Genomic DNA, 19,839 nt, shown 5'->3' with positions numbered 1-19,839 from the left:
ATGCAAGGCCGCGCCCTGTTCACTGCGCAAGCTGCCAGCGCAATACCGGATGCGTGGCGCCTGCCGGCATCGCCCACACGCCCGTTGAGCTGAAGTCGTAAGTGGGACCGAAGCTCGACGGCGCGCTCATTTCCGCAGTGGTCAATCCCGTCGCCGCCGATGTGCCAGTGCCGCTATACACGTCGCGCGTCGCGTGAGTGGTCTGCGTATCCCAGTAGACGTCGCCCGCAATCGTGCCGTTGTTTGTGCTCGCGACGCCGAGCGCGGGCGGACCTAGCGCGGGCTGAATGCTCTGGATGACCTGGCCGGTCGCGAACGACTGCTCGATCGTGCCGTCGTTTCGTTGAACCAGGGCGGCGCTGCCATCTGTGCAGGCCGTGCCGTTGCCGCCGCCGCAATAGTTCGGCTGAAACGATACCTGACCCGTCGCATACGACTGCGAGATGAGGCCAGAGTTGCTTCCTGCGAGTCCGCCTCCGCCGCCGGTATGCGCCTCCGCCGTCACCGCGCCGGTCGCATACGATTGCCTGATCGTCCCCGCGTTGATGCCCACGAGACCGCCCGGTGTGCCTTCGGCCAATACATTGACGCTGCTGCCCGAGCGCGTGATCGTGCCGTAGTTATAGCCGACGAGGCCACCCGTACTCGACGCGTAGCTGTAGCCTCCAAAGTCGGATGCCGATCCGCTCGTGCGAACGTAGGTGACGAGTCCGTAGTTGAATCCCGCCAGTATTCCGTACGATCCATAATCGTTCGGATCGCTAATGTTTCCGTTCACGTTGACATTGCGCACGACACCCGTCGTGCCGATCACGCCGAAGAGTCCCGCTGCCCGCTGGTCAGGACCGCCGGTGATCGAACCCGGCGTAACGAGCACCGTGCGCGACAAGGTAAGGCCGCTGATGGCGTGACCCATGCCGTCGAACTGACCGGAGAACGGCGTGGCGCCGTCGCCGATGGAAGTGAAGGCGAACGCCGGCGGAAAGCCCGACGTGGCGCTCGCGTCAATGTCCTTGCCTAGCGCATAGTTGCCGGCGAGATCCGCCGATACCTGCTGCAAGTCGTTCAGCGAATTGACGAGCTTGTAGGCCGTCGCCTGTGTCAGCAGTCCGCTGAACGGCGCGGCTGTCCACGCGCTGTTCGTGAGCACCGTGCCGGGGCTGTAGGTGCCCGTCATGTCGTAAAGCGCGCTGACGATGCCGGTGCTCGCGGACCAGTCGAGCGTGCCGTGGTTCGCGATGCTGCCGCCGTTGTCGATGCCCGACGCGTCCGCGCGCAACGTCAGATTGCCGGAGCCCGAGTTTTTCAGCGTGACGCCCGATGCAATCGAGACATCGTGATAGGCCGCAAGCGATAGCGCGGCTGGGCCGTTCCAGTTCAGACCCGAGGCGACGCTCAGATCGCCGGATACGCCGTTTGCGCCTGTCGTGGTCACGTTGACGGAGGTGCCCGCGTCGAGACTGCGGCGAAGCGCACCCGCGGCGGCTGCGTCGATCGTGAATACGGGGGACGTCACGTTCCACTGCGATGCGAGCACGCGTGCGTCGCGGCCGAATGAGAGATTAAGCGCGTGCGTGTCGACGGTGCCGCCGCTGCCGTCTGCGTTGGACGCGACAATCGTGCCGCGCTGCGCGACGCTGCCCGTATCGGCGACAAGCCACACGTGGCCGTCGCGCGTCGCCGTGCCCGTTGCGCGTATGCGCGTGCCGCCGCCCGCGAGTGCGTAGATGTTGCCGTCTGCGGCTTGCAAATTAATCTGCGCGGCGCGCAAGGCCCCGGCGTTCGCAACCGTACCCTTGCTGCCGGTTTGCACGAAAAGCTGCTTGCCACTCGACGAATCCTGCAACAACACGTTCGCGCCGACGCCGAGTTCGGCGGTTCCGTTGGGCGCTTCGACGGTGCCCGCGTTGACTACTGCGTTACGCGCGATGAGAAATACGTCGCCGCCCGTCGAGCTGATCTTGCCGAGATTCACGACGCTCGCATTCGAGTCGCCTGCGAATGCCAGCGCGCCGCCGTTCATGAACGCGCAATTGCAGACGTCGAGTGTGGAGGCCAGGAAACGTCCGCCGGTGCTGATCACACCCGACGGCCCCACGACGATACCTTGCGGGTTGATCAGATAAACATCGCCCGTTGCACTCAGCTTGCCGAGGATCGCGGAGAGCGAACCGCCCGTCACGCGATTGAGCGTCGCGCCGGAGCCGTTCTGAAACATCACGGCATTGCCCTTGCCGATCGAGAAGCTGTTCCAGTCGATCACGCCGCGCGTGGAGCCCGGTTGCGTGACGATCAGGTTGTTGCCGCTGGTGTTGATCGAACCCTGGCCACCGACATACTGACCGCCTTGCGGCAACACGCCCGCCGCTATCGCCACGGAAGCCGGAATCAATCCGGCGAGCGACAGTGCGAGCGCAATTGAACGATGCCGCGCGGCGATGCCTGTCCGAAGAGTGCCTTGAACCGGTCGGGGTATTAACCGAAATGACATGTTTGCCTCCTCGGTGTCAGTCCGATACGCGCGCGACGGAACGCGGATGCCGTTGCACGATCCGCGTCGTCGGATGAAGTCTGCTGAATCAGCTTAGCAGTGCGCTTTGATGACACGCTGTAATAATCACAGCACTTTGTGCCGTGATGGTGTCGCTTTTTGCAGATCATTGGGCATGTGTGGAAGGAAGCGCAGGCGTTTGCCGCGCGCTAAATCCCTACGTTTTCATGACGTCATCTGTCATTTCGCTGACGCATTTTTTTGTGCGAGCGCAGCGACGGATTTTTCGATGCTGGTGCGTTCAAGAAGAAACGAAGCCGCATTGTGCTTCGACATGCTTTGGCATGTTTCGATATCGAACGGGAGAAACCAGCATGACATCGAGAAAAAGCCTTGGGACTTTCATGCTTGCCGCCGCTTTGGCCGGTGGCGCCTTCGTCGGCTCCGCGCCCGCGTTCGCGCAGGCCGTGATCATCGCGCCGGTCGCGCCGCCGCCGCCGCGCGTCGAGGTCGTGCCGGCGCCTCGCGCGGGCTATGTGTGGGATCAGGGCCGCTGGCGTTGGCATCACGGCCGCTACGTGTGGGTGCGCGGTCACTGGCAGGCGGTGCGCGTCGGCTATCACTGGGTGCCGGGACACTGGGTGCAGCGCGGGCCGAACTGGCGCTGGGTCGAAGGTCATTGGGCCTGAACGGCTTCGCGTAACCAGTGAGGCAATCGCCATGAAAACGCTTGTGATAATGCTGCTGGCGGCGTCGCTGGCCGGCTGCGTGGTGTATCCGGCGCGGCCGGTCTACTATCGTCCGGCAGTCGTCGTGTATTGAGAGTGGCGGTCCCGGCTGCCGTGCGTATCGATCACCGTTGCACGCGCAACGAACATGAGAGTTGAAGCCGACGTGAATTGCATCGCATGTATGCCGGGAGCGCCGCGTCTTGAGTGAACGCGACCCCGACGCGGAGTTGCTCGAGCAGGTCGGCCGCCACGATGCGGCCGCCGTGCGCACGCTCGTCGCACGCAAGCTGCCGCGTCTGCTCGCGTTGGCCATGCGCATGCTGGGCGACCGCATGGAAGCGGAAGACGTCGCGCAGGAAGTGTTCGTGCGAATCTGGAAACACGCGACGCGTTGGCGCGAAGGCGAGGCGAAATTCGACACGTGGATTCATCGCGTGGCGCTGAACCTTTGCTATGACCGGCTGCGCGGCCGGCGCGAAGAAGTACGCGACGAACTGCCCGACGAGATCGATCCCGCCGCGCTGCCCGACGTGCGGCTCGAAGCGCGGGCTCGCGACGAGCGCGTGCGCGAAGCACTCGCCGCACTGCCGGTGCGGCAACGCGAGGCGCTGGTGCTCTGCTATTACCAGGAGATGTCGAACATCGACGCGGCCGCGCTGATGGGCATCACCGTCGATGCGCTGGAAAGCCTGCTCGCTCGCGCACGCCGCAATCTGCGCGCTCAACTGGCCGGCAGCGGCCTTAGCAAGGACAAGTCATGACGCCCGAAAGATTTCATCAGATCGTCGAAGCCTATGGCGCCGATCCACAGCGTTGGCCGCCGCAGGAGCGAGCCGCGGCGCAGGCGTGGGCGGGTTTGCATCGTCAGCAGGCGCAAGCATGGCTTGACGAAGCCGCCGGGCTTGATGCGTGGCTCGCGACGGATCGGCTCGCGTCGCCGGACGTCGCGTTGCAGCAGCGCATCGTTGCAAGCGCGCCCGCGCGGCCTGCGCGGCGGGCGACACCACAGCGGCGCGCGTGGTGGTGGTCGGGCGCTGCGGTCGGTGTCGGCCTGCTCGGTGGCGTGGCCGGCGCGTTGGCGGTGTCGTTTTTCGTGCTGACGGAAGCGGTGCCGCCTGTGCATGAATCCTCTTATCTCACGTCGAGTTTCGGTGGATCGTCCGCCGACTGGAGCGGCGAATGAACAGCCGGTCATGGAAAGTCGTCCTCGTAGTGTCGCTCGTCCTCAATGTGTTTTTGCTTGGCGCGATCGCGGGCGGCGCTTATCGATGGTATGCGGCGCGCGATGCCGCGGCGCCGCTCGCCGCGCAGCAGCGGGCGTTGCGTTTTGCCGCACAGACGCTGTCGGCGGAGCGGCAGAAGGCGTTCGCCGAGAGCCTGAGGAATGGACGCCGCGACGGCCGGCAGCTTGCGCGCGAGGCGCGCGAAGCGCGTCGCGAGGTATTGCGTCTGCTCGCCGCGCCGCAACTGGATCGTGCGGCGCTCGACGCCGCGTTGGCTCGCACGCGCGAGGCCGACAGCGGCCTGCGCGCGAAAGTGGAAAGCAGTGTCGCGGATTTCGCCGCGACGTTGTCGCCGCAAGAGCGCGTCGAGTTCGCCGACAGCCTGCGCTTGCGCGGACAGTGGCGCGAGCCGCAAACAAGCGCGAAGGGCGCCGGTCCGGCGAGCGCTGCATCGTCGGCTGCCGCGTCGAGCGAATAAAAATGTTTGCGAGCGGCGACGGATTGTGTGCGTCGGCAACGTTCAAGCACTATCCAATGCCTGAGAGGGCGGTATGACTGCCTCTTCCAACCTGACGACTGCTGCGATCGCGCTGAACCGTTTCGGCCTCGGCGCGCGCCCCGACGACCCAGCGCCCGCCGACCCGAAGGCGTGGCTGCTCGCGCAATTCGAGCACTATGAGCCGAGGCCTGCTGCCTGGGCCGATCAGCCGGATTCGATTGGCTTGTCGAGCGAACTGGAACAGCAGCGCATGCAGTTGCGTCAGCAACGGCAGCGCAAGCCCGGCGATGCGAACACGCCGCAACAAAGCAACGCGCAAGGCGGCCAGCAAGCGGCATCGGAAAGCTCGGTGAAAAAAGATCAGGAAGCCGAACGGAAAGCGATGCATGTCGAAATACGCGACACGTACCGCGCTTCGGTGAATGCGCGCGTGCTTAGCGCATTGACCACGCAGACGCCTTTCATCGAGCGGCTGGTTCATTTCTGGGCGAACCATTTCGCGGTATCGACGGAAAAGCCCGCCGTGGCCGCGCTCGCCGGTTCGTTCGAAGCGGAGGCGATTCGCCCGCACGTGCTCGGCCGTTTCGAGGACATGCTGGTGGCGGTCGAGCGTCATCCGGCGATGCAGGTGTTCCTCGACCAGACGCGTTCGGTCGGGCCCGACAGCACGGCGGCGCTGCGTGCGGCGGCGCGCAATCCCGAGCGCAAGCGTGGCCTCAATGAAAACCTTGCGCGCGAAATCATGGAGTTGCATACGCTCGGCGCGCGCAGCGGCTATAGCCAGGACGACGTTACTGAATTTGCTCGCGCGTTGACGGGTTGGAGCGTGGCGACCGATCCTGCCAACGCCGGCATGCAGGGCAAACCGCCCGCGCAGTCCATGCCGACTGCCGCCGCGCCCGGCACCTTCGTGTTTCGCGAAGCGCTGCACGAGCCCGGCGCGCGAACCGTCATGGGACGTCGCTACGATCAGCGCGGCGAGGACCAGGCGCTCGCGATCCTGCATGACCTCGCGACTGCGCCCGCGACCGCGCAACACATCGGCGCGAAGCTGGCCCGTCATTTCATCGCCGATACTCCGCCCGCGGCTGCGAGCGACAAGCTGGCGAACGCGTTCATGACGAGCGGCGGCGATCTGCCGACGGTCTACCGCACATTGATCGACATGCACGAAGCCTGGTCGCCCGTCGCGGTGAAGTTCAAGACGCCGTGGGAATGGGCGATTTCGTCGATGCGCGGGCTCGGCTGGCAAGACCTCGGCAATCTGCAAGCCGCACCTCTGTTGACGCAGCTTGGTCAACCCGTATGGCGTCCCGGCTCGCCCGCCGGTTACGACGACGTCGCCGCAAGCTGGGCCGCGCCCGATGCGCTCGTGCGCCGCGTCGAGGTCGCACAGCGCTTCGCGGCGCGCGTCGGCGACCGTCTCGACGCGCGCTCGCTCGGCCAGGTGCTGCTCGCCGGATCGCTGGGCGCGCCGAGCGCGGTGGCGATCGCGCGCGCCGAGAGCGCATCCACGGCAATTGCGCTTTTGCTGGTCTCACCGGACTTTCAACGGAGATGAACGCCATGTCCTCACGCCGTCAATTTCTGCGAGTCGCCGCTGCGGGCGCGGGCGCGATTCTCGTGTCGCCGCGCATCGCGTTTGCGAATGTGGTCAGCGAGCGCCGTTTCGTGTTCGTGATTCAGCGCGGCGCGGCCGATGGCCTGAACATCGTCGTGCCGTACGCGGAACCTGCCTATGCGAAGTTGCGCGGCGCGCTCGCAATCGATCCGTCGAGCGCTCACCGGCTCGACGGCAGCTTTGCGCTGCATCCCGCGCTCACGCAGATGGCCACGATGTACGCGGACCGTCAGGCGCTGTTCGTGCACGCGGTGGCGTCGCCGTATCGCGACCGCTCGCATTTCGACGGACAGAACGTGCTCGAAACCGGCAGCGCGTCGCCGTATCAGGTGAAGGACGGCTGGCTGAACCGACTCGCCGCGCTGCTGCCCGCCGCGCGCGAGACGGCAATCGCCTTTGCGCCCACCGTGCCAATGGCGCTGCGTGGCACGGCGGCCGTGACGTCGTACGCGCCGTCCGCGTTGCCGCCGGCGCCCGACGATCTGCTGATGCGCGTCTCGCAACTCTATGACGACGACGCGCAGTTGCGCCCCTTGTGGGAATCCGCGATGACGGCACGCGGACTCGCGGGCGACGCCGGCGCGCGCCAGGACCCCGCGAGCCTCGGCAAACTGGCGGCCGGATTTCTCGCACGCGACGACGGTCCGCGCATCGCAATGATCGAGACCGGCGGCTGGGACACGCATAGCGCGCAGAACGCGCGTCTTGCCAATCAGTTGAAGGCACTGGACACGATGCTCGCGGCATTGCGCGACGGCATGGGTCCTGCGTGGAGCAAAACCACCGTGCTGGTGGCGACCGAGTTCGGCAGGACCGCGGCCGCGAACGGCACCGAAGGCACCGACCACGGCACGGGCTCGGTGGCGATGGTGCTGGGCGGCGCGGTGGCGGGCGGCCGTGTCGTCGCGGACTGGCCCGGCCTCGCGCCTCGCGATCTCTATGAGGCTCGCGACCTCAAGCCGACCGCATCGCTCGATGCGCTGATCGCCGGTGCCGCGAGCGAAGCACTCGGTCTCGATCCGCATCACACGGCGCGCGTGCTGTTCGGCCGCGCGGCTGCGGTGAAGCCGTTCAGCGGTATCGTTCGCGCGTAACCGTTGCGCTCCGGCTGCGTGCCAGCCGGAGCGCCTCCTTGTGTCTCCTTCCTCCTCACATCTGCGGCAAGCAGATCGTTCCCACGCAGCGGGCGCTCACGCGAGATTCAAATTTTTTTCGCGTGAGCCCTACGCAAGCGGCCGTTTCCTGCCGACATCCAGGCATGGGTTGCAGTGAGCAGCCGGCGGGAAAATTGACCGCGCCCCATTATTCGTGACGATCGCCTCGTCGGCGCCCAACGCCGATTGATCAGGATGGCGAACGAATAAAGGCAGCGCTGCTTTCCCCATCCGCAACCACCTCTGATTTCACCGATTTTTGTCCGGGCCTCCCCGGCGTTGGATTGTCTTGCCATGGTTAAACGACGTGAGTTTCTCGGCTTGCTGACGGCTGTCAGCGGCAGTTATGTGCTGAGCGCATGCGGCGGCGGTGGCGGCGGCGACGGCAAGGGGACGAGCGCGGGCGTGACGACCAGCGCGACGTCCAGTTCAACGAGCGCGGCGTCGGGAACCACAAGCACTACAGGCACCACAGGGACCACAGGGACCACAGGCACGACCTCGGCGACTGGCAGCACCGGGGCCACACAGAGCAACGCAACGTCGAGCGGATCGAAGGGCAACAACGGAGCGTCGAATACGTCAAATAACGACGCATCCGGGTCCGCGCTCGCGTCGGCGGATGGCACGGCGATTCCGCCCGCGGCATCGGTCATCGACAATCAGGCGGCGGTGTGGACCGTCGTCGGCGGATCGGTCTACCGCAACGGCGCGAAGGCCGGCAACACGTTCAGCGTGTCCTTGCTGCTGTGGTCCGGCGGCGTGATCTATCACCAGGGCACGGGCGGGCAGTTCTACGGCTGGAGCGGCTCCGCGTGGTACGCGTGCGCCGATCCGCGCCTCGGCGGCACGTCGCTCGACGGCACGACGATTCCTGGCGCGTCGCGCATCATCGATAGAGTAGGCGCAATCTGGACCGTCGCGAACGGCGCCGTTCTGCGCAACAACGCCGCGGTCGGCGTGAGCTCCAACGTGTCGCTGCTGTTGTGGTACGGCGGCAAGCTGTGGTGCCGCGCGGCGGGCGCGCAGTTCTACGTGTGCAACGACATCGACCAATGGCTGCCGTGCGCCGATCCGCGTATTCCGGTGGCGGCCGCTAGCGGCATGTTCCATGGCATCAACGGACACTACGACTATCGCTACACGCCCGCGCAGGTCGTGTCGATCATGCAGAACATGGGCTGCTCGACATATCGCGTCGGCGTCACCGACGACCCCACCGAACTCACGGCCGTCGTCAGACTCGCGCAGGCTTTCCAGGCGGCGGGGCTCACGCTGTTCGTGGTGATCCAGATCGGCATGCGCGACGCCAACGGCGCGCTGCTCGCGAGCGAATCGGCGGCTTATGCGCGGGGGCATTCGTGCGGCGTGACAGTCGCCGGCGCGCTCGCGCCATACGGCGTGGTCATGTACGAGTGCGGCAACGAATTGACTCGCGATCCCGCGATCATTCTCGACTCGACCAATGCCGGGACGAAGGCCGTCGACTTCAGCAACGCGAACTGGCCGATCATGCGCGGCCTGATGCGCGGCATGATGGATGGCGTGAAGTCCGCGCAGCCCGCGGCGAAATGCGGGATCAACTTCTGCGTCGCGGACGTCGGCGCCGCCGACGCATTGTGGGACGGCACGCAACCGGACGGCACGAGCGGCTACCCGACCGTGCGCTGGGACATGACGACGTGGCACAACTACGAGATCTACGGCGACATCTTCGACATCGGTTCGGACGGTTCGGGTCCCGGCTTCGATCTGCCGACTTACTGCAAAGCGCGCTACGGCAAGCCGTTTTTGCTGACCGAGTGGAATACCGGACCCGAAAAGACGGTGGCCTATCGCGCGGATTACATCAGCGCACGCTACGCGAGCTACTATCAGGCGAGAAAGACAAAGAACATCCAGTCGACGATGTACTACGAGCTCGATAGCGGCAACACCACGTATGGCGTGATGATCGACGGCGTGGTGGTCAATCAGACGTACAGCGCGTTCGTGAGCGCCGTCGCGAGCCATCCGGACAATTGAGCGCGATGCCGAACGATGCCAACGCGCCGCAATTGCATGGCGGCGCATTCCCCTTTTTCTATCGACGGCCCCGCGCCCACTAGACACACCGCTTGACCCTGACGTAGCGTGAGGCCTTAGTCTCTAACGCGTGTAACGGAGGGAGGTCGAATGTTGTTGAAGGTGGGAGAACTGGCGAGGCGCAGCGGACTGACCGTGCGCACGCTTCATCACTATGATGCGATTGGCCTGCTCAAACCTTCAGCGCGTGCCGGCAACGGCTATCGTCTGTACGACCGCAACGACATCGCGCGGCTGCATCGTATTCAGGCATTGCGCCGTTTCGGCCTGAGTCTTGCCGACATCTGCGGCTATATGCGCGCGCCGGATGCACCGCTTGCGACAATCGTCGCGCGGCAGATCGCGATGCTCGATCAGCAGATTGCAGAAGCGGCGCGGCTGCGCGAACGGCTGCAAGCGCTGCAGGATACGCTGCATGCGGGCAACGAACCCGACCTCTCCGACTGGCTTTCCACGTTGGAGTTGATGACCATGTACGACAAATACTTTACCGAAGACGAACTGGCGCGCCTGCCGATGTATCGCAAGACACAGGCGCCGGACCCGGAGTGGGCCGATCTGGTTGCCGAAGTCCGCGCGCAGATGGACGCGGGCGTGCCGCCTGAAGAAGAGACGCCGCGCGCGCTGTCGGTTCGCTGGATGACGCTGCTGGTGCGCGATACCGGCGGCGACCCGCGGCTTCTCGCGAAACTCAATGTGATGCACGACAACGAGCCTTCGATGCAGGCGACGCTCGGTATCTCGACACCTTTGCGCGACTACGTGCTGCGCGCGTTTTCCGAAACGAAGATGCGGATCTACGAGCGCTACCTGACGCCCGAGGAGACGCGTTTCATGCGCGCGCATTACGGCACTCGCGCGATGGAGTGGCCGCAATTGATGGCGGACGTCCGCGATGCAATCGACGCCGGCATCGCACCGGATTCGCAGCAGGGCCGCGAACTGGCCTTGCGTTGGCTCGAGTTGTTCCGCAGCTACGCAGGCGACGATCCCGCGACGCATATGAAATTCCGTCAGGCGCTGCAGAACGATCCTGAACTGATGGTCGGCACGTGGGCGAGCGAACCGCTGCTCACGTTTGTGCGCGCAGCGGTGTCCGCGGTCACACCGGCACGATGAGGCGTGCGGCCTGACCGATCGGCATCACGCTTCACACTCAGTCGATGTAGCGCAGCCCCAGTTGCCGCAACGGCTCGCGCATCTGATACATGTCGAGGCCCAGCACGCCGGAGGCGAGCTTCGCGCGCTTTTGCGCTTCGTTTGCTTCGCGCGCGCTGGCCTTGTCGAGCGTCTCTTGCGCTTGCGCCGACGGCACCACGGCCACGCCGTCGTGATCGGCGACGATCACATCGCCCGGCGTCACCAGTGCGCCCGCGCAGACCACCGGAATATTCACCGAGCCGAGCGTCGCCTTGATCGTGCCCTTCGCCGAGATCGCCTTGCTCCAGACAGGGAAGCCCATGTCGGTGAGCACGGTCACGTCGCGCACGCCTGCATCGATGATGAGCGCCCGCGCGCCGCGCGCCTGGAAACTCGTTGCGAGCAGGTCGCCGAAATAGCCGTCGGTGCAGTCGGCGGTGACGGCGGCCACGACCACATCGCCCGGTTGAATCTGTTCGGCCGCGACGTGCAGCATCCAGTTGTCGCCGGGATGCAGCAGCACCGTGACCGCGGTCCCCGATGCGTGCGCGCCGGTGTAGATCGGCCGCATGTACGGCTTCATCAGGCCGACGCGTCCCATTGCTTCGTGAACGGTTGCGCTGCCGAGCGCGCCGAGTCCTTCCGCGACGCGGCTATCCGCGCGCGCGATGTTGCGATAAACCACGCCGAGTTCAAACATGTTCAACGTCCTTGTGCTTTGAGTGCGGCGTCGAGGCGCGGATAGACGCGCCGCGCGTTGCCTTCATAGATCTTGTCGCGCTGTTGCGGATTCATCTCCGCTGCTTCGACATAGCGCTTCGTATCGTCAAAGTAGTGGCCGGTTTGCGGATCGATGCCGCGCACCGCGCCGATCATTTCGCTGGCAAAGAGAATGTTGTCGACGGGAATCACTTTCGTCAGCAGGTCGATGCCCGGCTGGTGATAGACGCAGGTGTCGAAGAAAATGTTCTTCAACAAATGCTCTTCGAGCAGCGGCTTTTTCATTTCCTGTGCAAGGCCGCGGAAACGTCCCCAGTGATAGGGCACTGCGCCGCCGCCGTGAGGAATCACGAACCTGAGCGTGGGGAAGTCGCGGAACAGATCGGACGTGAGGCATTGCATGAACGCGGTGGTGTCCGCGTTCAGGTAATGCGCGCCCGTGGTGTGAAAGCAGGCGTTGCAACTCGTGCTGACATGGACCATCGCGGGAATGTCGTACTCGACCATCTTCTCGTAGATCGGATACCAGTAGCGGTCGGAGAGCGGCGGACTCGTCCAGTGTCCGCCCGATGGATCGGGGTTCAGATTGATCGCGACATTGCCGTACTGCTCGACGCATTTCACGAGTTCGGGAATGCAGGTGGCGACGTCCACGCCGGGGCTTTGCGGCAGCATCGCAGCCGGAACGAAGTTCTCGGGAAATAACTGGCTTACGCGATAGCACAGTTCGTTGCAGATCGCGGCCCACGTGCTCGACACGTTGAAGTCGCCGATGTGATGCGCCATAAAGCTTGCGCGCGGGCTGAAGACGGTGAGGTCGAGGCCGCGTTCGCGCATCAGACGCAACTGGTTGGTTTCGATTGACTCGCGCAGTTCGTCGTCGCTGATTTGCAGTTCGGACGGGCTGGGCGCGTCAGTGGGATTGCCGAGCGCGGCGATCTGGCGATTGCGCCATGTTTCCAGCGCTTTGGGCGCGGTCGTGTAGTGACCGTGAATGTCGATGATCATGCAAGTAGTCCGAATTGAAATGCGGTGTGATGTGTCGTCAGCGCGACGCGGTTTCTGTAGCCGACGCCGCCGCGAGCAAAGGCTCCGCGTCGCCGCCCAACGCCTTCGTCACGCGCGCGGCGAATTCCAGCAGGCGCGGGCGGTAGCGCTCCATCTCCTCCATGCCCATGCGCGCGGAGGGTCCGACGATGCCGAGCGCGCCGACGAGTTCCTGGCCGACGCGGAACACGGGTGCCGATATGCCCGAGGTTTCGCGGTCGCGTTCGCCCATCGAGAGATACACGTAGCGCGAGCGCACGGTCTCGTACGGCTCGCCGGGTTCGCCCGCGAACGCCAGTAGCACGCGGCCGCCCGCGCCACGTTCGAGCGGTTGCGTGTCGCCTTGCTGCACTTCGGCGCGGATCGAGTGGCGCGACGCGATGCGATACAGGCACACGCGGTGATCGCGCTCGCGCACATGAAACGAAACGGCCTCGCCGGTTTCCTCGCTCAATTCCTTCATCGCGGGCAGCAGGATGTCGCGCAGATCGAAACCGGCCTCATAGACCGCGCTCAGATGCATTGCGGCCGAGCCGATCCAGTAGCGCCCGTCGTCGCGGCGAATCAGAAGCTGGTGATGACACAGCGCCTGCGCGAGCCGCGACAGCGTGCTCTTGTACAGCCCCGTGCGCTCGGAAAGCTGCGTGAGCGTGAGCGGTTCGTCATTGCGGCGAAACGCGAAAAGGATCGACGCCGCGCGGTCCAGCACGTCGATGCCGCTCGAGGTGACGCCTTGCGGCGTGCGCGCCGTCTCGCTACTGCGGGCCATGATCTGCTCCGTTGTTCGTTCTATTAGATAGAACCAATAATCGTTGGATGGAACAATGCTAGTCCGATCGCCTCGTGCCGTCAATCGCGGACGCAGGAGCCTCGTCGGTAATATCCCTGAGCGACAGCGCCGGATGGTATCGCTACCATCGCGTCTATCATGACAGCGCCGTCCCGCGACCAAGCCTTGTGGCGGGATGGTAGCGATACCATGGAGACATCAGTGGCGAACCGCAAAACATCCGAGCAGTTGCGCAGTTATCGCTGGTATGGCGTGAACGACCTTCGCTCGTTCGGTCATCGGTCGCGCACGGCGCAAATGGGCTATCACGCGTCCGATTACATGGGCAAGCCGGTGATCGCCGTCGTCAATACGTGGAGCGAGATCAACTCGTGCCATACGCATTTCAAGCAGCGCGTCGAGGAAGTGAAGCGCGGCATCTGGCAGGCCGGCGGCTTTCCGGTCGAGATGCCGGTAATGACTTTGGCCGAGCCGTTCCAGAAACCGACCACGATGCTGTACCGCAATTTCCTCGCGATGGAGACGGAGGAAATCCTGAAGTCGTATCCGTTCGACGGCTGCGTGCTGATGGGCGGCTGCGACAAGACCACGCCTGGCCTGCTGATGGGCGCGATCAGCATGAACCTGCCGGCGATCCTTCTGCCGGCCGGTCCGATGCTGCGCGGCAACTGGAATGGCCGCACGCTCGGCAGCGGTTCGGACACCTGGAAATACTGGGCCGAACTGCGCGCGGGCAACATCACCGAGGACGAGTGGAAGGGCATCGAGAGCGGCATCGCGCGCTCGCCTGGCCATTGCATGACGATGGGCACCGCATCGACCATGACCAGCGCGGCCGAAGCGCTCGGCCTCACGCTGCCGGGCTTTTCGTCGATTCCCGCCGTCGACTCGCGGCATGCGCAGTTCGCGTCGCTGACGGGGCAGCGCATCGTTGAGATGGTGTGGACCGACCTCAAGCCGTCGGACATTCTCACCGCGAAATCATTCGATAACGCCGTCACCACCGTGCTCGCGATGTCGGGGTCGACCAATGCGATTGTGCATCTGGTGGCCGTGGCGCGTCGCGCCGGCATCGACCTCACGACCGCGCGCTTCGACGAACTGTCGCGTATCACGCCTGTGATCGGCAATCTGCGGCCGTCGGGTCAGTACCTGATGGAAGACTTCTTTTACGCGGGCGGCTTGCGCGCGCTGCTGGTGGAACTGGGCGATCTGATAGACGGCTCGCAACTGACGGTCAACGGCGCGACGCTCGGAGAAAATATTTCGGGTGCCGAAATATTCAACGACGACGTGATCCGTCGACGCAGCAATCCCGTCGTGGCAAGCGACGGCCTCGCCGTGCTGACCGGCAATCTCGCCCCCGACGGCGCGGTGATCAAACCGGCCGCGATGGAAGCGCATCTTCTCAAGCATCGCGGTCCCGCCGTGGTGTTCAAGGATTACGCGGACATGGCGGCGCGCATCGACATGGAAGAACTCGACGTGAGCGCCGATTCGGTGATCGTCCTTCAGCACGCGGGGCCGGTCGGCGCGCCCGGCATGCCCGAATGGGGCCAACTGCCGATTCCGCAAAAGCTCCTGAAGCAGGGCGTGCGCGACATGGTGCGCATTTCGGACGCGCGCATGAGCGGAACGAGTTACGGCGCGTGCGTGCTGCATGTGGCGCCCGAGTCGTTCGTCGGCGGCCCGCTTGCGCTCGTGAAGGACGGCGACATGATCGAGCTCGACGTGGCCGCGCGGCGTTTGCATCTCGATGTCACCGACGAAGAACTCGCCGCGCGCAAAGCCGCGTGGCAGCCGCCGAAACTGCCATTCGAGCGCGGCTTCGGCGTGATGCATCAGTTGCATGTGTTGCAGGCGAACAAAGGCTGCGACTTCGACTTTCTCGAAGAGCCGCTGAAGGCGGCGGCTTCGCGCGACACGGCACAAAGCGCGCCGGACGCGAAACGCGGCGAACCCGAGATCCACTAATTAAAACGGAGTCCTTCATGACCGCATCCGAAATCGTCGTGAGCGAAGCGACGCTCGAACAGTTGAGGCACGTCAGCACCGCTACCTTGACCACGCAACTCTTCAAGCGCGGCTTGCGCAACGTGTTCTTGCAAGGCGTCGCGCCGCTCGTGAAGCCCGCGCCCTGCGCGCCGAATGTCGTGGGTCCCGCGTTCACGCTGCGCAATATCCCGGCGCGCGAAGACCTCGATCACGTCGGCGTGTTTCAGGACCCGGATCATCCTCAGCGCAAGGCCGTCGAAACGGCGCCTGCCGGCAGCGTGCTCGTGCAGGACTGCCGCGGCGAGCGGTCGGTGGCATCGGTCGGTTCGATTCTCGCGCTGCGTCTTGCGAAGCGCGGCGTCGCGGGCATGGTGTCGGACGGACCCGTGCGCGACAGCGGGACCATCGCGGCGCTCGGCTTGCCGATCTGGTGCGCGGGCGCGAGCGCGCCGCTCAATCTCGCGAAACATCATGCCGTCGATATGAACGTGCCGATCGCGTGCGGCGGCGTGGCGGTGTATCCGGGCGACATCGTCGTCGCGGACGTGGACGGCGTGGTGATCGTGCCGCGTGAAATGGCCGCCGATGTCGCGCGCGATGCCGCCGAGCAGGAGCAGCTCGAGGTATTCATCGCCGCGCGGATCGAAGAAGGGCGGCCATTGCGCGGCACTTATCCGCCGAACGAGGAAACGCTGGCCGCGTACGCGCAATGGCGTGCGCAACGGCCATAAGCGGCGTGGCATCTGCATCTGCATCGCCGAATCGAACGACGCTTGATTGATCCATCGCAGGAAACAGGCTCGCGCAAGACACGCGGCCGTAGGAGACGTTGTGAGCACCATGACACCGGCCATCGCCGAATCGCGCCTGATCAACCGCCTTGCCCTGCGTTTGATGCCGCTGCTGGGGCTGCTTTATCTGGTTGCCTATATCGACCGCTCGAATATCAGCTTTGCGAAGCTGCAAATGCTCGGCAGCCTCGGACTTTCCGAGGTCGCGTATGGTCTGGGCGCGTCGCTGTTCTTCGTCGGCTATCTGATTTTCGAAGTGCCGAGCAATGTGATGCTGCACAAGTACGGCGCGCCGCGCTGGATGGCGCGCATCATGTTGACGTGGGGCGTGGTGACGATATTGCTCGCCTTCACGCAGAACGCGACGATGTTTTACGTGCTGCGTTTTCTGCTCGGCGCATCGGAAGCGGGTTTATATCCTGGCGTGATCTATTATCTGACGCTGTGGTTTCCGTCGCGGCATCGCGTGCGCATGCTCGGCTATTTCACGGTGGGCAGCAGTCTCGGCAACATGGTCGGCGCGCCGATCTGCGGCTGGCTGCTCGACAAGGGCGGGCTCGCGGGGCTGGACGGCTGGCAACTCGTGTTCATCGTCACCGGGCTGCCGTCGGTGCTGTTGACGGTGGTGGTGCTGTTCCTGTTGCCGTCGTCGCCGAAAGAAGCCAAATTTCTTTCCGCCGACGAGAAGCAGTGGCTCACGAACACGCTCGATGCCGAGCGCGCGCAGATCAAGGCGAGCGTTGCGACGCACGGTTCGCTGCTGAGCGTGTTGACCGAGCCGCGCGTGATCGGCATGGCGCTCTACTACATGATGCTGTCCATTTCAGTCTACGGCGTGAGCTACTGGTTGCCGACGCTCGTGAAGGGCTTCGGCGTGAGCAACACGACCAACGGTTTGCTCAACATCATTCCGTGGCTGATGGCGACGATCGTACTCGCATGGTTGCCTTCGAAACTGCGCGGCACCGGTAATCGCGCGCTGATCGCAATGCTGGTTTCGGCACTGCTCGGCGTGATGTGTTTCGCGAGCGCCGTGTTTCTGCCGACCAACACGCTGCGCTTCATCGCGCTGTGTTTCGGCGCGCCGTGCATGTATCTGCTGATTCCGTGCTTCTGGACCTTGCCGCCGAAATTCCTGTTCGGCGCGCGTGCCGCGGCCGGCATTGCCGCGATCAATTCGCTCGGCAACATCGGCGGCTTCATCGCGCAGAACCTCGTGCCGTGGGTGCGTCAAACGACGGGCAGCGTGAAGGCGCCGATGATGATTCCCGCGACCTGTCTGCTCGTATTCGCTATCGTCACGGTTTTCATCTTGCGCCGCGACCGAGGAGCCCGTGTCGCGCAAAGCGGGGTCGCGGTGACTGAGTAAGCCACGACGCGCAGCGCTCCATGCATGTCGCGCGAGTGCCCGAGCCGTGCGCGATATGGCGCGGTTTAGAATACGCGCGCGATCCATCTTCTCCTGTCAGCCACCATGCCGAATAAAGAACCGCCCGCTGCCGCCGGCGCCGAGTTGCCCGACGCGGCGGCGCCCGTCCGGCGCATGCGCGGCGGTCCCAAGGGCTTGCGCATCACCGATGTCGCCGCGCAAGCGGGCGTCGCACCGATCACGGTGTCGCGCGTGTTCAACAGCCCCGAGACGGTCGCGCCGGAAACGCTGGAACGCGTGCGGCAGGTCGTGCAAAAACTCGGTTATGTGCCGAACCGGCTCGCGGGCGGCTTGTCGTCGTCGCGCTCGCGGCTCATCGCGGCGATCGTGCCGACCATCGCGCATTCGCTGTTTTCCGAAACCATTCAGGTATTCAGCGAGACCATGTCGCGCGCCGGCTACCAGGTGCTGCTCGCGCTGAGCGGCTACGACGATTCGAGCGAAGAGGCTTTACTCGACGCAGTGCTGAGCCGCCGTCCCGAAGGCGTACTGCTGACGGGCGTCGCGCATACCGATTCGCTGCGCGAGCGGCTTGCGAACGTCGGCATTCCGATTGTCGAGACGTGGGACATGACCGATCGACCGATCGACATGCTGGTCGGCTTTTCGCATTACCAGATCGGCGTCGCGGTCGCCGAGCATTTTCTGCAAAGGAATGTGCGCAAGCCAGGGCTCGTGTCCGCTAACGACGAACGCGCGCTCGCCCGTCGCCGCGGTTTTCGCGAGCGGCTCGCGCAGGCGGGCATATCCGACATTGCCGAAGTACTCGTCGCGCCGCCGAGTTCGGTGGCGCTCGGCAAGGCGGCGCTGCCTCGTTTGATCGAGCAGGCGCCGGATATCGACGCGGTGTTTTGCGGCTCGGATCTGCTCGCGATCGGCACGTTGAACGCGGCGAGGCAAATGGGGTTGAGCGTGCCGTCGCGATTGGCGATCTGCGGATTCGGCGATCTCGAGTTCGCGACGGAGACGACGCCGCAACTTACTTCGGTGCATGTCGATGGCACGCGCATTGGAGTCACGGCCGCACGGTGCCTGCTTGATCGGCTTTCTGGGTCGGGGCAGAGCAAGGTGACCGATGTGGGGTTTGAGGTCGTGCGGCGTGGTAGTAGTTGAAGTGGGTTTTTCTGGTGGTTAATGACTGAGATGATTGATACGCGTGAACAGATCAAACAGCGCCTTTTTGTCCTCGTCGGTTTGGACTTCAGTGGCGTGGGGCACGCAGCGGACATGCTTACGTTACAGTTCGGGCCGATCCGGGAAATAACGACAAAGCGCCAAACTATAAAACGTGTCGGCGCATGGTCACTACATATTCAATGCGACTGGACAATCGAACAAGGAGCGACAGTCCTGGCAGCCTATCGTGATTTTGCGGCTTCTGAAACGAGCATGCGGGAGATGACGCACCGCATCCGCGACCTGGTTGTAGACAAGGGGCCGACCGTAGTTCAAACGATTGAGGTCGGGGATAACGGTATGGTCCGCATCGGCTTGTCCGGAGATGTCCGGATTTCGATCACCACGGACGGAATATCGGACGAGGAGGACTGGCGGTTCTTTGCTTCGGGATCGGACGCGAAGCACTTTGTGATTACAGGTGGGAAGGTGGATCCTTGGTCTTTATCGTGACTGGCCGTCGCAAACAGGATCGTCTGGGGGAGGGGAGTTGCTTTGCTTCGTAAGACGGTACTGACGCAAGGCGCACAAACCGGGCGATCTGAAGGACCGCGATGCGACAAGAAGCCTGAAAAGGCGATGCAGCGAATTCAGCCCGCAGACTTGTCTGAGCTGCTAACCGGCGATGACGACGGGCGACACGCGTGGACATTCATCCTGAGGTCGCGAAGCTACGTGCAGGTCCACGCACGGCTCGAATAATTTTTTTCTGAAAGGATCAAACACGCCGCCACCTTCCCTTGCTGTGCGCATGGCGGCGCGCGCCACGCCCCCGACTGATCCCCCTTGTATGACCGCAGAAATGTGCGTCGCGAATAGTTTGCCGTGCACTTCTGTCAAGATTTGTTGCTTCCCGCCTATCCCGAATTAAATTCGTTGACCTTATTGAACTTAAATGGTCAGTTAACGGGTTTGGCAGCTGAACGCTGCGTCGCTGGTCTTTTCAG

17 protein-coding genes are annotated in these 19,839 nt (G+C 64.1%); 13 read left to right on the top strand and 4 right to left on the bottom strand.

What is annotated here, in order from left to right:
* Positions 1–19: 19 nt before the first annotated feature.
* Positions 20–2,491 carry a filamentous hemagglutinin N-terminal domain-containing protein gene (locus C8K18_RS18885; protein WP_107708806.1) on the bottom strand — a complete coding sequence of 824 codons (2,472 nt, stop codon included), beginning with the start codon at positions 2,489–2,491 and terminating at the stop codon, positions 20–22.
* 374 nt (positions 2,492–2,865) lie between these two features.
* Here C8K18_RS18885 and C8K18_RS18880 point away from each other — a divergent pair, with 374 nt between their 5' ends.
* The 8 genes from C8K18_RS18880 (at position 2,866) to C8K18_RS18845 (ending at position 10,923) form a co-directional block, all read left to right on the top strand.
* A complete protein-coding gene (locus C8K18_RS18880; RefSeq protein WP_107708803.1) occupies positions 2,866–3,180 on the top strand; it encodes a YXWGXW repeat-containing protein in 315 nt (104 codons plus the stop codon).
* A 209-nt stretch (positions 3,181–3,389) separates the two neighbouring features.
* Complete coding sequence (locus C8K18_RS18875; protein ID WP_258196152.1) at positions 3,390–3,983, top strand: RNA polymerase sigma factor; 594 nt, start codon at positions 3,390–3,392, stop codon at positions 3,981–3,983.
* Entirely contained in the window at positions 3,980–4,405 is a 426-nt protein-coding gene (locus tag C8K18_RS18870; protein ID WP_053859440.1) for a hypothetical protein, read from the top strand. The genes C8K18_RS18875 and C8K18_RS18870 overlap by 4 nt, the downstream gene beginning before the upstream one ends.
* On the top strand, positions 4,402–4,923 hold the full coding sequence (locus C8K18_RS18865; protein ID WP_107708800.1) for a periplasmic heavy metal sensor: 522 nt from the start codon (positions 4,402–4,404) through the stop codon (positions 4,921–4,923). Before C8K18_RS18870 ends, C8K18_RS18865 begins: the two co-directional genes overlap by 4 nt.
* Positions 4,924–4,996: 73 nt before the next feature.
* On the top strand, positions 4,997–6,505 hold the full coding sequence (locus C8K18_RS18860) for a DUF1800 family protein (protein WP_107708797.1): 1,509 nt from the start codon (positions 4,997–4,999) through the stop codon (positions 6,503–6,505).
* 5 nt (positions 6,506–6,510) lie between these two features.
* Positions 6,511–7,659 (top strand): DUF1501 domain-containing protein, encoded by a 1,149-nt coding sequence (locus C8K18_RS18855; protein ID WP_107709067.1) that lies wholly within the window; start codon positions 6,511–6,513, stop codon positions 7,657–7,659.
* 354 nt (positions 7,660–8,013) lie between these two features.
* Complete coding sequence (locus tag C8K18_RS18850; protein ID WP_107708795.1) at positions 8,014–9,744, top strand: hypothetical protein; 1,731 nt, start codon at positions 8,014–8,016, stop codon at positions 9,742–9,744.
* A 150-nt stretch (positions 9,745–9,894) separates the two neighbouring features.
* On the top strand, positions 9,895–10,923 hold the full coding sequence (locus tag C8K18_RS18845) for a MerR family transcriptional regulator (RefSeq protein WP_107708793.1): 1,029 nt from the start codon (positions 9,895–9,897) through the stop codon (positions 10,921–10,923).
* 37 nt (positions 10,924–10,960) lie between these two features.
* Here the strand turns inward: C8K18_RS18845 and ligK are convergent, their stop codons facing one another.
* The 3 genes from ligK to C8K18_RS18830 are packed head-to-tail and all read right to left on the bottom strand — an operon-like array spanning position 10,961 to position 13,480.
* Positions 10,961–11,644 (bottom strand): 4-carboxy-4-hydroxy-2-oxoadipate aldolase/oxaloacetate decarboxylase, encoded by a 684-nt coding sequence (gene ligK / locus C8K18_RS18840; protein ID WP_029966178.1) that lies wholly within the window; start codon positions 11,642–11,644, stop codon positions 10,961–10,963.
* A 2-nt stretch (positions 11,645–11,646) separates the two neighbouring features.
* Positions 11,647–12,672, bottom strand: a complete 1,026-nt coding sequence (locus tag C8K18_RS18835) for an amidohydrolase family protein (RefSeq protein ID WP_107708791.1) — start codon at positions 12,670–12,672, stop codon at positions 11,647–11,649.
* Positions 12,673–12,709: 37 nt separating this feature from the next.
* Positions 12,710–13,480, bottom strand: a complete 771-nt coding sequence (locus C8K18_RS18830) for an IclR family transcriptional regulator (RefSeq protein WP_029966176.1) — start codon at positions 13,478–13,480, stop codon at positions 12,710–12,712.
* A gap of 210 nt (positions 13,481–13,690) precedes the next feature.
* On the opposite strand from C8K18_RS18830, the gene araD reads away from it, so the two are divergent.
* The 5 genes from araD (at position 13,691) to C8K18_RS18805 (ending at position 19,345) form a co-directional block, all read left to right on the top strand.
* Positions 13,691–15,475 (top strand): L-arabinonate dehydratase, encoded by a 1,785-nt coding sequence (gene araD, locus C8K18_RS18825; protein ID WP_107708789.1) that lies wholly within the window; start codon positions 13,691–13,693, stop codon positions 15,473–15,475.
* A 17-nt stretch (positions 15,476–15,492) separates the two neighbouring features.
* Complete coding sequence (locus tag C8K18_RS18820; RefSeq protein WP_107708787.1) at positions 15,493–16,227, top strand: ribonuclease activity regulator RraA; 735 nt, start codon at positions 15,493–15,495, stop codon at positions 16,225–16,227.
* A 100-nt stretch (positions 16,228–16,327) separates the two neighbouring features.
* On the top strand, positions 16,328–17,656 hold the full coding sequence (locus C8K18_RS18815; RefSeq protein ID WP_107708785.1) for an MFS transporter: 1,329 nt from the start codon (positions 16,328–16,330) through the stop codon (positions 17,654–17,656).
* A gap of 105 nt (positions 17,657–17,761) precedes the next feature.
* Complete coding sequence (locus tag C8K18_RS18810; protein ID WP_107708784.1) at positions 17,762–18,829, top strand: LacI family DNA-binding transcriptional regulator; 1,068 nt, start codon at positions 17,762–17,764, stop codon at positions 18,827–18,829.
* 21 nt (positions 18,830–18,850) lie between these two features.
* A complete protein-coding gene (locus C8K18_RS18805; RefSeq protein WP_258196147.1) occupies positions 18,851–19,345 on the top strand; it encodes a hypothetical protein in 495 nt (164 codons plus the stop codon).
* Positions 19,346–19,839: the final 494 nt, after the last annotated feature.

It is taken from the genome of Paraburkholderia sp. GV068 (assembly GCF_003058125.1).
Classification (GTDB): Bacteria; Pseudomonadota; Gammaproteobacteria; order Burkholderiales; family Burkholderiaceae; genus Paraburkholderia; species Paraburkholderia graminis.
The sequence above is the reverse complement of the archived record's forward strand: the minus strand, read 5'-3'. Positions and strand labels throughout refer to the sequence as shown.

Excerpts from the sequence above, each read along its gene's own strand:
- C8K18_RS18845 (WP_107708793.1), top strand. The coding sequence starts at position 9,895 with ATGTTGTTGAAGGTGGGAGAACTGGCGAGGCGCAGCGGACTGACCGTG.
- C8K18_RS18820 (WP_107708787.1), top strand. The coding sequence starts at position 15,493 with ATGACCGCATCCGAAATCGTCGTGAGCGAAGCGACGCTCGAACAGTTG.
- C8K18_RS18880 (WP_107708803.1), top strand. The coding sequence starts at position 2,866 with ATGACATCGAGAAAAAGCCTTGGGACTTTCATGCTTGCCGCCGCTTTG.
- araD (WP_107708789.1), top strand. The coding sequence starts at position 13,691 with ATGGAGACATCAGTGGCGAACCGCAAAACATCCGAGCAGTTGCGCAGT.
- C8K18_RS18865 (WP_107708800.1), top strand. The coding sequence starts at position 4,402 with ATGAACAGCCGGTCATGGAAAGTCGTCCTCGTAGTGTCGCTCGTCCTC.
- C8K18_RS18805 (WP_258196147.1), top strand. The coding sequence starts at position 18,851 with ATGACTGAGATGATTGATACGCGTGAACAGATCAAACAGCGCCTTTTT.
- C8K18_RS18830 (WP_029966176.1), bottom strand. The coding sequence starts at position 13,480 with ATGGCCCGCAGTAGCGAGACGGCGCGCACGCCGCAAGGCGTCACCTCG.
- C8K18_RS18835 (WP_107708791.1), bottom strand. The coding sequence starts at position 12,672 with ATGATCATCGACATTCACGGTCACTACACGACCGCGCCCAAAGCGCTG.
- C8K18_RS18855 (WP_107709067.1), top strand. The coding sequence starts at position 6,511 with ATGTCCTCACGCCGTCAATTTCTGCGAGTCGCCGCTGCGGGCGCGGGC.
- C8K18_RS18850 (WP_107708795.1), top strand. The coding sequence starts at position 8,014 with ATGGTTAAACGACGTGAGTTTCTCGGCTTGCTGACGGCTGTCAGCGGC.
- C8K18_RS18885 (WP_107708806.1), bottom strand. The coding sequence starts at position 2,491 with ATGTCATTTCGGTTAATACCCCGACCGGTTCAAGGCACTCTTCGGACA.
- C8K18_RS18860 (WP_107708797.1), top strand. The coding sequence starts at position 4,997 with ATGACTGCCTCTTCCAACCTGACGACTGCTGCGATCGCGCTGAACCGT.
- C8K18_RS18810 (WP_107708784.1), top strand. The coding sequence starts at position 17,762 with ATGCCGAATAAAGAACCGCCCGCTGCCGCCGGCGCCGAGTTGCCCGAC.
- C8K18_RS18870 (WP_053859440.1), top strand. The coding sequence starts at position 3,980 with ATGACGCCCGAAAGATTTCATCAGATCGTCGAAGCCTATGGCGCCGAT.
- ligK (WP_029966178.1), bottom strand. The coding sequence starts at position 11,644 with ATGTTTGAACTCGGCGTGGTTTATCGCAACATCGCGCGCGCGGATAGC.